The organism is Amycolatopsis sp. GM8, from assembly GCF_021653975.1.
In the GTDB taxonomy this organism is placed as follows: Bacteria; Actinomycetota; Actinomycetes; order Mycobacteriales; family Pseudonocardiaceae; genus Amycolatopsis_E.
The window spans coordinates 873,709-885,011 of the sequence record NZ_JAJKFK010000003.1; the positions used below are offsets into that span (position 1 = coordinate 873,709).

Below are 11,303 nucleotides of genomic sequence, written 5' to 3' on the forward strand. Positions count from 1 at the left end.
TGGGCCAGCGGAGGGTTAAGGCACGGCAAGAACTCGCGCGGGTTCGCGTCGTTAGCCGTCCGTTAATCCGGCCTCGACGACACTGCGGACGTGTATTTCCCCGCATTCACCGAAGGAGCGCCGCGATGAGCCTGACCTATTTCGAAGCGATCGTCGTCGGCGCCTTCCAGGGCGTCACGGAGTTGTTCCCCGTGTCCAGCCTCGGGCACAGCGTGCTCATCCCCGCCGTCGTCGGCGGCCGGTGGGCCCACGACCTCGACGTCTCCGCGCCCGAATCGCCGTATCTCGCGTTCATCGTCGGGTTGCACGTGGCCACCGCGGCCGCGCTGCTGGTGTTCTTCTGGCGCGACTGGGTACGGATCATCGGCGGGTTCTTCACCTCGATCCGCTACCGGCGTGTCCGGACCCCCGCCGAACGGCTGGCGTGGCTGATCATCCTGGCCACGATCCCGGTCGGGATCAGCGGGCTGCTGCTGGAACACCTTTTCCGGAGTGTGCTCGGCAAGCCGATCCCCGCCGCGAGCTTCCTGATCGCCAACGGCCTCGTGCTGTATCTCGGCGAACGACTGCGCCGCAAATCTCCGGCCACCCCTGCCGACGCGCCGGGCGCCGCACGCACCGACACGGCCGGCACCACGCTGGCGGCCGCGGACGTCCGGCTTTCCCGCCTGTCGTTCGGCCGCGGCGTGCTCATCGGCTCGGCGCAGATCCTCGCGCTGCTGCCCGGCATCAGCCGCTCGGGCATCACGATGGTCGCGGGCCTGACGCGCGGCCTGACGCATGAGGACGCCGCGCGATTCTCGTTCCTGCTCGCCACACCGGTCATCCTGGCCGCGGGCGCGCTGAAGATCCCGGACCTCACCGGCCCGCTCGGCGCCGGGATCCACGGTCAGATCCTCGCCGGGAGCGTCGCGTCCTTCGTCAGCGCCTACCTCGCGGTCCGCTTCCTCACCCGGTATTTCCACACCCGCACGCTCACCCCGTTCGCGATCTACTGCGGCGTCGCCGGAGCAGGCGCGTTGCTGTGGCTGACACTCGGCTGAACATTCATGTCACAACGGAGATGTGACAACCGTTAGTTTCAGCAGTTAAGGTGGTCGGCGAAAGGGAGGTTGCGATGAGCAGCGGCGCACTGTTTCTCGCGGTTTTTCTGGCCTGTGCCGTCGAGGCGGTCGAGGCGCTGACGATCGTGCTGGCGGCCGGCACGGCGCGCGACTGGCGGTCGGCGGGAACGGGTGTCATCGCGGCCCTGGTCGTCCTCGTGGCGATCGTCGCCGCGCTCGGCCCGGCATTGGCGGTCGTGCCGCTGGGTGGCCTGCGGCTGGTCGTCGGCGGCCTGCTGCTGGTGTTCGGTCTGCAGTGGCTGCGCAAGGCCGTGCTGCGCGCGAGCGGCCTGAAAGCCCTGCACGACGAGGCGAAGACCTACGAAAAGGAACTGGCCGCGGCGAAGGCGGTGAGCGGCCGGCGGAAGCCGGGTGTCCGGGATTGGTACGCGTTCACGTTGTCGTTCAAGGGAGTCTTCCTGGAAGGGCTGGAGGTCGCCTTCATCGCGCTCACGTTCGGCAGCAACCAGCACGACATCCCGCTGGCCGCGGTCGCGGCAGTGTCGGCTGTCGCGGTTGTCGCCGTCGCCGGGTTCGCCGCCCGCGCGCCGCTGGCCAGGGTTCCGGAGAACTCGATGAAATTCGTGGTCGGCGTGATGCTGACAGCCTTCGGTGTCTATTGGGGCGCGGAAGGTGCCGGCGCGGTATGGCCGGGTTCGGACGCGGCGCTGCTGGTCCTGGTGCCCGCTATCGCACTGTTCGCGCTCGGCCTGATCGCGATGCTCAAGACCGTCACGGCCGGAATGGAGAACGCCCGATGAAACGGCTCCGGCAATTCGCGGCCTTCTGGTACGACTTCATTGTCGGCGACGACTGGCGCGCGGCGCTCGCGGTGGTGGTGGGGCTGGCGGTGACCTACCTCGTCGCCCGTTCCGGGGCGCCCGCCTGGTGGATCCTTCCAGCGGCCGTGGCGGTGGTGCTCCCGGTGACGGTGTGGCGGGTGGCCCGCGCACGCCAGCGGTCCTGATCGGCGGCGAGAGTCAGCGACTCTCGGCCTCCTCGGCATAAACCCGGGCGGCGTATTTTTCGAGTTCCACTTCGCACGTCTTCAAAGCGTCCTCGGCCGCATTTCGACCAGGAGCGCCGAAGACGTCGCGCTGCGCGACCTTGCCGAACCAGTTGCGCAGCTTCGTCAGGTCTTCCTCGTTCTCCTCGAGTTCCGCGTAGGTGAAATGCTTCGCGCGGTACTCCTTTTCGAGCTGACCGTGGAAATCCTGGCACTTGTCGACGATCTCTTCGTACTCGTCGTCGCGCGCGGCCTGGAACGCGGCGAGCACTTCCTGCTCGCCGGCCAGCACGTCGCAGGACAGCAACGCGGCCGTGCCGGACATGTCGAGGATCTCGTGCCGCAATTTGCGCAGGGCGCGCTCGGTCCGCGGATTCGCCGGCAAGGCCGCGGCGGAGTTCTGCAGATAGATGGCCCCCAGCCCCTTCAGACGGCGCCACACCGTCGCCCGCAACCGCGTCGGCTCGGACGGCACCCGGTAGATCAGCACGAGCCAGCCGGCCGCGCCCTCCTCGCCGGGGTCCGTTTTCTCTGCCACGCGGCCAGCTTAGCCGTCTCCACCGGCCGGGGTTGGCGCACCGCAACGGCAGTCCACAGTAGACAGGGCGACGACACAGGCGCGAGACCGTCCCCACATAACCCTCGCAATTAAGGCCAGCCTAAGCTAACTTCCCGACGAGAACGTTCCGGAAGGCGGACAGCACGCATGGCCACAGTCGAGCCGGCAACGCGCGGTCGCGAGGCGGTGTCGCGCCCCGGCCGCGTTCTCCGGCCGGGCGTGGCGTTGCTGATCGTGCTGGTTCTGGTGGCCGTCGCCGGTCTCGGTATCGCCGTGGGGACGAAAAGCCTGTCGTTCGGCGACGTGTGGCGCGCGCTGTTCGTCCCGGGCACCGGCACGACCGGGATCATCGTGTGGCAGCTGCGGATACCGCGCACCGTGCTCGGCATCCTGGTCGGTGCGAACCTCGGCGTGGCCGGTGTCCTGATGCAGACGCTGACCCGTAACCGGCTGGCCGAGCCCGGCCTGCTCGGTGTCAACTCGGGCGCGGCGTTCGCGGTGGTGCTGGCCATCTGGCTGGCCGGCGCGACCGCCGTCGCGGACTACGTGTGGTTCGCGTTCGCCGGCGCTGCGGCGGCCGCCGCGGGTGTGTACCTGCTGGGCGGACGCGGTCGCGGCACCGAACACAGCCGGGTCCGGCTGGTACTCGCCGGAGCGGCACTGTCCGCGACACTCGGTGCGGGCACCGGCATCGTGACGATGTTCGACTCGACGGCGTTCGACTCGTACCGGTTCTGGGTCGTCGGCGCGCTGACCGGACGCGGGCTCGACACCGTCGCGGCGATCGCCCCGTTCACCATCGCCGGGCTCGTCCTCGCGCTCGCACTCGGACCGTCGCTGAACATGCTGGCGCTGGGCGACGAGCTCGGCACCGCATTGGGACTGCGCGTGTTCTGGGTCCGCGTGCTCGGATTCGCCGCCGTGGTGGTGCTGACGGGATCGGCCACCGCGGCCGCCGGGCCGGTCGCGTTCGTCGGCCTGGTGGTCCCGCATGTCCTGCGGATGCTGCTCGGCCCGGACGTGCGGTGGCTGCTGCTGTGCTCGCTGGGTGCCGGACCGATCCTCGTGCTGATCAGCGACATCGTGGGCCGCGTCGTGGCCCGTCCCGGCGAGCTCGAGCTGGGCATCGTGACCGCGTTCATCGGCGCGCCATTCCTGCTCGCACTCGTCCTGCGACGTGGTGGAGCCGGCCGGTGACGATGACGCTCGAGTCCGGCCGGTTGCCGGTGCGGTCCATTGTGTACTCGGTGGTCACCCTCGCCGCCGCGCTCGTGATCGGTTTCGCCGCGCTGCTCACCGGCAGCTATCACCTGAGCCCGGGCGCCGTACTCGACGTGCTGGCCGGCGGCGGCAGTGGTACGGACCAGTTCATCGTCGTCGGCCAGCGCCTGCCGCGGATCACGGCGGCGCTGGTCGTCGGCGGTGCCCTCGGCATCGCCGGTGCGCTGTTCCAGAGCGTGTCCCGCAACCCGCTCGGCAGCCCGGACATCATCGGCTTCACCACCGGCTCCGCCTCCGGTGCGCTCGTCAGCATCCTCGTCGCCGGCACGGGTGGACTACGGACCGGGATCGGCGCGATCCTCGGTGGTATCGCCACGGCCGCGCTCGTGTACGTGCTCGCCATCGTGCGCGGAGCCCGCGGGCAGCGACTGATCATGGCGGGCATCGCGGTGGGCGCCATGCTCGCCTCGCTCAACGACTATCTGCTCACGCGGGCCGACCAGAACCAGGCCGAAGTGGCGAAACTGTGGTTGTTCGGCAGCCTCAACGGCATTACCTGGCCGGCCGCGCTGCCGCTGATCTGCGCGCTGCCGGTACTGCTGGCCGGCACGCTGCCACTGGTCCGCCCACTGCGGTTGCTGGAACTCGGCGACGACAAGGCCGCCACGGTCGGCGTCCGCGTGGGCCGGACCCGGTTTTTCGCTTTGCTGCTCGGGGTTCTGCTGACCGCCGGCGCGATCGCCACGGCGGGCCCGATCGGTTTCCTCGCGCTCGCCGCACCGCAGCTCACCCGCCGCCTGACCCGGTCCGCGGGGATCACCGTGCTCCCGTCGGCCCTCACCGGGGCCGCGCTGCTGTGCGCCGCCGACCTCGCCGCGCAACAAGTCCTCGCCCCGTTCGAGCTTCCCGTCGGCCTGGTGACCGGCGCGCTGGGCGGGATTTACCTGATGTGGCTCCTCACAACACGACAAAGGTGATTCGGATGAGATACCGACGAACGTTCTCCCGCCGCGCGCTGCCCGCGGTCGTGCTCGGCAGCCTGCTGCTGGTCGCCGGGTGCGGGTCCGCGACTCCATCCGGCGACGTGCCCGCCGCGCCACCAGGTACTCACACGGCACCCAGAACGGTCCCCGCGGGCATGGGCAGCCCGGCGGCGGACGGCGTCTTTCCCCGTACCGTCGCACATTTCGAGGGCACGACCGAGATCAAGGCCCAGCCACAACGCGTCGTCGTGATCTCCACCGGACAGGCGGACGCGCTGCTCACACTCGGGGTCGTACCGGCCGGTTCGACCCGGGGCGACGGCGCCGACCTGATCCCGCACTACCTCTTGGAGGCATTCCCCGCACAGGCTGGCGCGCTGTCGAAGGTCGCCGACGTCGGCAGCCGCTTCACGCCCAGCATCGAGGCCATCGCCGCGATCGCGCCCGACCTGATCCTGATGAACGTCGCGGGCAAGGACAGCAAGGCGCTCTACGACAACCTCAGCAAGCTGGCGCCCACCGTGGCCACCCAGGGCACCGGCCTGTACTGGAAGCAGGACTTCCTGCTCACCGCCGCCGCACTCGGGAAAACCCAGCAGGCACAAGGGATCCTCGACCGGTTCCACCACGACGCCACAGCGCTGGGCACGTCGTTGCCGAAGGCGCCGAGTGTGTCGTTCCTGCGCAAGAACGGCGACCGGGTACGGGTCTTCGGGGTCCCGTCGTTCACCGGCAGTATCGCCGAAGACGCCGGCCTGGCCCGCCCGGCGAGCCAGCAGTTCTCCGCCACGTCACAGGACATCAGCCCGGAAGAACTAGACCGCGCCGACGCCGACTGGATCTTCTACGGCGTCCAGGGCGGCGCCGCCAAAGCGAACACCCTGAGCACGATTCCTTTGTGGAGTGCGTTGAGCGCGGTACAGAACAAGCACGCGGTGGCAGTGGACGACGACGTTTTCTACCTCAACACCGGCCCCGCCGCCGCACGCGCCGTCCTCACCACACTGTCGAAAACCCTCCAGGGCCCCTGATCGATGGGGGCGGCGGTCGCCCCAGCCGTCCGGAACCCCTGCTGCCCCGCCGTCATCCGGCGCGCCGCATCTGGGCGATGGACCCCCACCTGTCTGATCCCCAGCCTGCGTACGCCGGTCGCGCTCGACGTTCCCCGCCAGACCCGCTGTGCTCAGCGATCTGCACGACAAGTACGAACGGGAGGCGTCCCACCACCCATCGAACGCCGTAGAGTATGTTGACCTGCGGCTTCAATGGTCGTAATGCCATGATGTGCGGCTGCCGGGGGCGGTAGCTCAGTTGGTTAGAGCAGGGGACTCATAATCCCTTGGCCGCGGGTTCGAGCCCCGCCCGCCCCACGTGGTTTGACCTGGTTCTTTGTTGGATTTCATGATCACCTTGACTGCGGGTGTCCATGACTCTGTCCATTGACAGGCTCCAGGCTGGCAGCCCACGCTCGGATCATGAGCCAGCCGACGACCAGCGGAGACAACCGCAAGCGGGGCAGCGTGCGCCAGCGCGGGAACTCGCTACAGGTGCGCGTGTACTCCGGCATCGACCCGGTAACCGGCAAGCCGAGCTACCTGACCGAAACCGTCAAGGGCGCGGACAAGGCAGCGAAGAAGCGCGCTGAGAGGGTCATGACGAAGCTGCAAGCCCAAGTCGACCAGCAGCGCTCCCCCAGCACGTCAGTGACGCTCGGCTACGCGATCGACGAATGGCTACGAACAGCCGACATCGAGCCGACGACTCGCCACGGCTACGAGGGGTACATCAAGCGCACCATCCGGCCAGCGCTCGGTGACGTCCCGATCAACAAGCTCAGCGCTCGCACGCTGGAAACCCTCTACGGCGCACTTCGCCGCTGCCGAGTCCGCTGTGTCGGGAAGCCGTTCATCGAACACAAGACCGAGGACGAACACGACTGCGAGAAGGCGAAATGCAAGCCGCACAAGTGCACACCGATGGCCGCTTCGTCGGTCCGGCAGATTCATTCGATCATCAGCGGCGCGCTCAACGCGGCTGAGCGCTGGGACTGGATCACGTCGAACCCCGCGAAAGTCGCGCAGCGCCCGCGGCAGACGCCGCCGCAGCCCGATCCCCCGTCACCAGCCCAGGCAGCTCGACTCGTCGAGAAGGCGTTCGAACTGGACGATGCTTGGGGCACGCTCGTATGGCTTGTGATGACGACCGGCATGCGCCGAGGCGAGGTCTGCGCCTTGCGATGGTCCCGCGTCGACCTCGACGAAGGAATTATGGAGGTCCGAAGCAGCTATACGACCCTCCGCAAAATCGGACGAGAGAAAGACACCAAGACGCACCAGATGCGACGGATCGCGCTCGACACGGAGACGATCGTTCTGCTACGCGAGCACAAGAAGCGTTGCCAAGACCTCTATGAAACCCTCGACGTCCCGTGGAACGAGGAGTCTTACGTCTTCGTCGGCACCCGTGGTGAGCTAACGAAACCGTACCCTCCGGACGCTGTATCGAACCGCTACAAGAAAATGGCGACCCGGCTCGGCATCAAGACCCACATTCACGCCTTGCGCCATTACTCGGCAACCGAACTTCTAACGGCCGGGGTAGACCTCCGAACCGTCGCCGGACGCCTTGGCCACGGCGGAGGAGGCGCAACTACACTCCGGGTCTACGCCGCATGGGTCGCAGCCGCCGACCGCAAGGCAGCCGAAATCTTGGGTTCTCGCATGCCGAAGCGCGCTAAGTTAGATGACGACGAAATGCAGTAAGCCGCAGATACGGACGCATCTGAGGGTCACTAAATCGATAAATGTAGGAATTCCTAGCACCAGACCTTGCGAGGACTGAGCCGTGCTTCTTGTCTATCAACTGCGCGAGCGAGGTGTGAAGGAAAGCATAGTCGCTTCTCCTTTCGAACCGGTCCTCGTATGCGGAGATAACATCGGCACTTCGCCACTCCCGCTTGTCCGAGATTGAAAGAATCTCTAGAATTCGCCTTCTCGGTTGCACCTGACCACCAACCTCGAAAGCCTTTCGCGTACGTTCGCGATAAGATCGATCGACATCTTTCACGGCCCGCTGCAGAGCAGTTTCCACCATTTCGACAGTTACAGAATCAACCCCTTCTCGTCTTGCCGCCCTCGAAACTTGGAGACCGAGCAAGTGGCCGAAATACGGAAAGCCGTCACTGTAGAAAACAAGCTGGCGGATAATGGGGTCCGATATAGAAATTTCGAGCTTCATAAAGCCACGCTTCAAGATTTCTACAATCTCGTCGTCCGGCATGCGAGGCACACCGACCTCCGTGGTGCGCCTGCGAAAAGAGCCCGAGCCACCCAGTAGCGAACTGGCATCCTCCGCAATTCCGATGACTACAGCTTTGATGTCGCCGGTTTCATTCGATTTGTCAGCTAGAAACTCCATGGTTTGCGCAATTAAAGATCGATCCACTTGATTTGAAATGTTCTGAAAGTTATCAAAAATGAGGAGCTTGTTTCCCGTAGCTTTCATCGCTTCAAGTAGCGCGTCTAGCGGTGGCTTGCTAACGATCTCAAACTCGCGACCACGATCGTATTTACCTTGCAGCTTTCCTTTCAGCGTCAGCAGAAATGGAGCCTTACCACTCGCCTCAACCTCGGCGGAGGCAGAGGCAGTTGAGGTCTTCTTCACTTCCCTTACGTCGATCAGCTTACGAAGTCCGTCTTCGATAAGGTCCGCGTAGCTTTTGGATGAAAGACACTCAATGGTGACAGCTTCAAGCGACTCATCCTCTGCTGCATACTTTATGAGTGATGACTTGCCAACCCCCGTATCACCAAAAATCAATACTTGACCACCCCTATCGCGCAAGGCGTCACAAAGATTGTCCTGCAAGCCAGGGTTACCGTGCAAATCAGCCTCATTACGGCGCGCAAACATCTCACGAGAAACGATAGTCTTCGGTGTGAAGATGTCTTCCGGCTGCCGGACGGCCACGTGATCCCCTAGTTTCCGCATGCGTTTATTTCTGCTGCCGAATTCTACGCATGGGTTCACGCTCGCCGGACGTCGGTGCCGACCGGCTACGCTGCCGACGTGGCTGACGAGCATGGGTCGTGGCGGACGTTCGGGGAGCGGCTGGTCTACGACAACAGGTGGGTCAAGGTCGGGCTGACGGACGTGGAGGCACCAAACGGGCAGCGCTGGGAGTATCACGTCGTTCACCTGGCTCGGATCGCGATTGCGTTGATCGTGAACGAGCGGGATGAGGCGTTGATGTTGTGGCGCTACCGGTTCGCCACGGAGCAGTGGGGGTATGAGCTGCTCGGCGGGATGGTCGATGACAACGAGGACGCCGCCGCCACGGCCGCGCGCGAGGCGGCCGAAGAGAGCGGCTGGGAGCCGGTCGGCGCGGCTGAGCATCTGGTGAGCTTCGAGCCGCTGCCGGGGCAGGTCACGGCGCCGATGGACATCTACCTGTGGCGCGAGGCGAGGCACATCGGCGAGCCGACCGACACTGAAGAGGTGGGGCGGGTCGAGTGGGTGCCGCTCTCCCGCGTCACCGAGCTGGCGCAGCGCCAGGAGTTACTCGGCTCGGGCACGCTGGTCGCATTGCTGTACTACATGGCATCACGGAAGGGCTGATCCAGGCAGGATCAGGCCCTGTAGGCGGCGCAGGTGCCGGTCTGACTTGATCTGCATGCCGAGGCGGCGTGCTTCGCGCGAGTAGCGCAGGGCGCCGTCTCTGTCGTCTGCGGCGGCGTGCGCGTATGCGAGGTCGACGAGCATGCCGACCTTCGCTCGGACGAACGCGGCAGGCAGGCGTGGTAACGCGTCCGCGAGTTGCTGGATGGCGTCCGGATCGCCGAGCCGAGCGAGCGCGTTGCCGCGCCAGCGGTCGAGGTGGGAATCGCCCAGGAACAGGAACGGCAGCGCAGGGTCGACGGGATCGGTTGGCAAGCCGTCCATCGCATCGTCGAAGGCACGCAGCGCGTAGTCGCGCTGGCCGACGACGGCCAAACCTTCGCCGTAAGCGGCGGCCAGCCAGGCTTGCAGCAGCGCCGGCACGGCCCCCTGGCCGATGGAGCGGGCGTGCGTGAGCTGTTCGGCGGCTTGGGCGCTCTCGCCGAGATCCACCAGCACAAACGCTTGCTCGGCCGTCGCGTGGGCGAGTGCGGGCGTGTCGTCGGCTTCGCGGGCGGCGGATTTCGCGCGTTCGTAGTGGTTCCAGGCTTGGACGATGGCGTTGCGGTCGAGCGAGATCCATCCGGCGAGAGTGGACGCTTCGGTGAGCACCCGCGAGAGCGCGGCGCGGTGTTCGTGGACCGTGCTGTAGCCGAGCAACTGTTCGAGTTGCCTGATCAGGCTACGGAGTTGGTCGAGCAGGATGACGCCGCCGTACTTGCGGTCGACGTGGCGGGCGTCGTCGACCTGCTTGCGGAAGCGGTCGATCGTCTCGGCGTCTACGCTGCGGGCGACGGCGAGCCGTGCACGCAGCTCCGCGGCATCGTCGTCTTCAAGTTCGGGTGGGAAGCCGAGTTCCTCGTTGGTCCGGCCGTAGATGTCGCGGAAGAGCTTCTGGTACGGCTCGCTGACGGCCGAGTGCCCGTTCTCCCATTCGGAGAGTTTCGTCTTCAGGCTCACCGGCGACATGACCGGAACGTTCAGTTGCTCGGCTCGCACAATCAGCTGCCGGATGACGTCCGCGGCCTTGTAGCCGCGGAGTTTCCGGGTCGTCTGGAGCTTTGTCGCGGCCATCAGATGGGCTCTGAATAACCGTGCTGAGCTGGGCGGTTAATTGCGGTTAATAGCCACTGCGTTAACCCGAGCCACCTGCGGAAACGCGTTGCGCTGCCGTTTCCTTGAGTCATGAACGGAAACGGAATCGAGCACCCCCAAACGACCATCCGGCGGCTATCCCCCGGTGGGCCGGCCGCTCGCGCGAACCAGCGTCGCGAGCCTCTCGCTGATCGTGTCGAGGCGGTCGGTGATCTCGCTCAGGCGATCTTCGATGACGCCGAGTCGGGCGTTGATCTGGTCGATCGGTTCGTCGCCGGTTTCGCCTGGCGCAAGGGGTTTACGTCCATGCAGCACCGCGGCGAGATGTCCCCGATGCCAGCCGAGCGCGAGCGACAGCGCTTCGAGTGTGCGCGCACTGCGCTGCCGTTCGACGGTGTGGTGCTGGATTTCCCGCACGATGGCCTGCGAGACGTGGGAGTGTTCGGCGAGCTCTCGCTGCTTCCATCCGAGCTCGGCTACGCGCTCGTTGATGGCCTTCGAGACCGCCGCCCAATTCTCCGTCACCTATTCCTCCGTGCTCCGCCTAGGAGCCGAGATTAGCGCCTAATCGCTTTCCGCGGCGTAGCTGGCACGCAGCGTCGCGCATTCGGGCCTTTCATGTGCCAATTCGAGCTGATATCGGCTCATTTATCCGCTGAAATAGGCTTATCGATTCAAAG

The 11,303-nt window shown here is 65.9% G+C and carries 12 protein-coding genes and 1 tRNA gene; 9 read left to right on the forward strand and 4 right to left on the reverse strand.

Annotated features, from left to right (window positions below; translation table 11 throughout):
* Window positions 1-125 precede the first annotated feature (125 nt).
* The 3 genes from LOZ83_RS17515 to LOZ83_RS17525 all read left to right on the forward strand — a co-directional run bounded on the left by LOZ83_RS17515 (window position 126) and on the right by LOZ83_RS17525 (window position 2,070).
* A complete protein-coding gene (locus LOZ83_RS17515) occupies window positions 126-1,043 on the forward strand; it encodes an undecaprenyl-diphosphate phosphatase (protein WP_236791840.1) in 918 nt (305 codons plus the stop codon).
* Window positions 1,044-1,117: 74 nt separating this feature from the next.
* Window positions 1,118-1,864, forward strand: a complete 747-nt coding sequence (locus tag LOZ83_RS17520; RefSeq protein WP_236791841.1) for a COG4280 domain-containing protein — start codon at window positions 1,118-1,120, stop codon at window positions 1,862-1,864.
* Window positions 1,861-2,070 (forward strand): hypothetical protein, encoded by a 210-nt coding sequence (locus LOZ83_RS17525; RefSeq protein WP_236791842.1) that lies wholly within the window; start codon window positions 1,861-1,863, stop codon window positions 2,068-2,070. Before LOZ83_RS17520 ends, LOZ83_RS17525 begins: the two co-directional genes overlap by 4 nt.
* Before the next feature lie 13 nt (window positions 2,071-2,083).
* Here LOZ83_RS17525 and LOZ83_RS17530 read toward each other — a convergent pair whose 3' ends face one another.
* A complete protein-coding gene (locus tag LOZ83_RS17530) occupies window positions 2,084-2,647 on the reverse strand; it encodes a Chromate resistance protein ChrB (protein WP_236791843.1) in 564 nt (187 codons plus the stop codon).
* Between the two features lie 168 nt (window positions 2,648-2,815).
* Between LOZ83_RS17530 and LOZ83_RS17535 the strand changes: the two genes are divergently transcribed.
* The 5 genes from LOZ83_RS17535 (at window position 2,816) to xerC (ending at window position 7,634) form a co-directional block, all read left to right on the forward strand.
* Window positions 2,816-3,865, forward strand: a complete 1,050-nt coding sequence (locus LOZ83_RS17535) for an iron ABC transporter permease (protein ID WP_236791844.1) — start codon at window positions 2,816-2,818, stop codon at window positions 3,863-3,865.
* 2 nt (window positions 3,866-3,867) lie between these two features.
* A complete protein-coding gene (locus LOZ83_RS17540) occupies window positions 3,868-4,866 on the forward strand; it encodes an iron chelate uptake ABC transporter family permease subunit (protein WP_236792114.1) in 999 nt (332 codons plus the stop codon).
* 5 nt (window positions 4,867-4,871) lie between these two features.
* Complete coding sequence (locus tag LOZ83_RS17545) at window positions 4,872-5,903, forward strand: iron-siderophore ABC transporter substrate-binding protein (RefSeq protein ID WP_236791845.1); 1,032 nt, start codon at window positions 4,872-4,874, stop codon at window positions 5,901-5,903.
* A gap of 265 nt (window positions 5,904-6,168) precedes the next feature.
* Window positions 6,169-6,242 (forward strand) — tRNA-Ile (locus LOZ83_RS17550).
* 105 nt (window positions 6,243-6,347) lie between these two features.
* Complete coding sequence (gene xerC, locus LOZ83_RS17555) at window positions 6,348-7,634, forward strand: tyrosine recombinase XerC (RefSeq protein WP_236791846.1); 1,287 nt, start codon at window positions 6,348-6,350, stop codon at window positions 7,632-7,634.
* On the opposite strand, the gene LOZ83_RS17560 is transcribed toward xerC, so the two are convergent.
* Entirely contained in the window at window positions 7,606-8,841 is a 1,236-nt protein-coding gene (locus tag LOZ83_RS17560; protein WP_236791847.1) for an AAA family ATPase, read from the reverse strand. The two genes, xerC and LOZ83_RS17560, sit on opposite strands and share 29 nt — an antisense overlap.
* A gap of 99 nt (window positions 8,842-8,940) precedes the next feature.
* On the opposite strand from LOZ83_RS17560, the gene LOZ83_RS17565 reads away from it, so the two are divergent.
* Window positions 8,941-9,489, forward strand: a complete 549-nt coding sequence (locus LOZ83_RS17565) for an NUDIX domain-containing protein (RefSeq protein ID WP_236791848.1) — start codon at window positions 8,941-8,943, stop codon at window positions 9,487-9,489.
* Here the strand turns inward: LOZ83_RS17565 and LOZ83_RS17570 are convergent.
* Both LOZ83_RS17570 and LOZ83_RS17575 read right to left on the reverse strand, forming a co-directional pair.
* On the reverse strand, window positions 9,475-10,602 hold the full coding sequence (locus LOZ83_RS17570; RefSeq protein WP_236791849.1) for a tetratricopeptide repeat protein: 1,128 nt from the start codon (window positions 10,600-10,602) through the stop codon (window positions 9,475-9,477). The two genes, LOZ83_RS17565 and LOZ83_RS17570, sit on opposite strands and share 15 nt — an antisense overlap.
* Before the next feature lie 156 nt (window positions 10,603-10,758).
* The gene (locus LOZ83_RS17575; RefSeq protein WP_236791850.1) at window positions 10,759-11,148 is read right to left on the reverse strand and encodes an XRE family transcriptional regulator; all 390 of its coding nucleotides are present in this window, start codon (window positions 11,146-11,148) and stop codon (window positions 10,759-10,761) included.
* Between the last annotated feature and the right edge of the window lie 155 nt (window positions 11,149-11,303).